Here is a 1,755-nt window from a genome sequence, read left to right as displayed (position 1 = left end):
TGCTTCTTTGCCTTCAGGACTCTTCTGCATTTCTTCAGTAAATGACCCTTCAAGCTTCACATACTCCGGAGTAAGGTGTTTGAGAAGATTGAATGGATTGATCGCACGACCAAATTGATTCACGGATAAATTGCAATGTAAGGTGTTTAATCCTTTTTCGAACTCTTTTGCTTGTTTTAGATAAGTAATCGCATTGTTTTCCGAGATTTGGAAAATCAAAGAGTCGCCGGGTAAGCGCGCTGCTTTTAATGCCACATTTAACCAAGAGATGAAGTTAGGATCTTGCAAGGACTCGGCCGTTAAATTGATGAATAGGCGCGTATCATGCCCCTGAGATCTGTGCTCACTAAGTTGCTTGATGGTTTGTAGGATGACCCATTTGTCGATCTTGCCAGCAACCTCTGATGGACCATTAGGTGGTAGGAATTCGTAAGGTGAAACTTCCTGGCCTTTATCATCAATCATGCGCACAAACGCTTCGTAGTGCTCGTGCGTTCCGCCGCGAAGGCTTTGAATTGGTTGGAAGAGCAGTATGAATTTGTCTTCGTCTAGCGCTTTCTCAATGTAGCTGCCAGCGGTGTCGTGATTACCTAGAGGGTTTTCTACTTTAGGTTCAAATAACAATACACCGTTACCATTGGCTTTGCCTTCAAGCTTTCTAACGCCTTCTGACGCGGTTTGCGCACGTCCCAAGATGTCTTTAATGTTTGGAGCGTTGGCATTAATGATTGTTACACCAATACTCAATGTGACTTGAACAGTTTTGCCTTCTACGTCGAACAAATGATCTTCGACTTCTTTGCAAAGACTATTTGCGACATCCATTGCTTGTGCGTCGTTGGTGTCATTGATGATCATGCCGAACACGTCATCGCTTAAACGGGCAAGGGTGACTTTGTCGCTCTTCTTGGTTTCAAGAATCTGGGCTAAGTCTCGTAATACAAAGTCGGCGTCACCGATACCTAAATTCGCTTTGACACTGTGGAAGTGGTCAATCGCTAAATAGTAAACAGCAGCTTTACTGTCGTCGCTGAGGGCGCCTTCTTTGCTTTCATGAAGAGCATCCATGAAGTATGAGCGGTTATACAGACCTGTTAGTAAGTCTATCTGGCTCATTTCTTTCAGTTTTGCTTCGAGTTCAGCGGAGTTTTCTTCAGGACGCAAAATGATTTGAAGGCAGCTTTCGCCGTCATAGCTCGCATGCGAGAAGCTAGCAAGAACAGGGATTTCTGTTCCATCTTCTCTGATTGATGTGAGTGAAACGTTTTCGACAGGTTTAGCGTCACTATTGCTATTTAAAAAGTCTTTACCGATCTCTTTGAATTTTTCTTGCGAATCGCCGCTGAGGGTGTCCATCACTGGGATGCAGATCATTTCGTCAATATCGTCGTAGTCCAAAAACTCAAGATACGAGCTATTGGCATAGATATGCATTCCGTCGTTGATATATGCAATTGCGTCTTTAGAGCTATCGAGCAGTAATTCACAACGATGTTCGACATCGCGAATTTCAACTTCAAGGTGATGCAGTTTTTGTATTGCGCGAACGTGTGATAACTCACGTTTGACCACTTCAACGAAGTGTTTTTCTTGAGTGCTTGATACGACATCATGCGCACCACTCTTTAGATGCGCACTGACCTTTTCTTCGTCATATTCTTCAGAAATAATAATTAGAGGGATATATAAGTCTTTTTTTGATATCTGAATGCAAGCTTGGCTTAGATCGAAGTCTGCCGCTGATTCTCTTGCAAC

At 43.2% G+C, this 1,755-nt stretch carries 1 protein-coding gene; it reads right to left on the bottom strand.

Annotated elements, in window-relative coordinates; all coding sequences use genetic code 11:
* Positions 1-1,755: EAL domain-containing protein (locus tag A3762_RS10050; RefSeq protein ID WP_068755251.1), on the bottom strand; the 1,755-nt coding region annotated here is incomplete at both ends.

Source organism: Oleiphilus sp. HI0125 (assembly GCF_001635355.1).
Note: the sequence above shows the minus strand (reverse complement) of the source record. Positions and strands in the feature narration are given on the sequence as shown.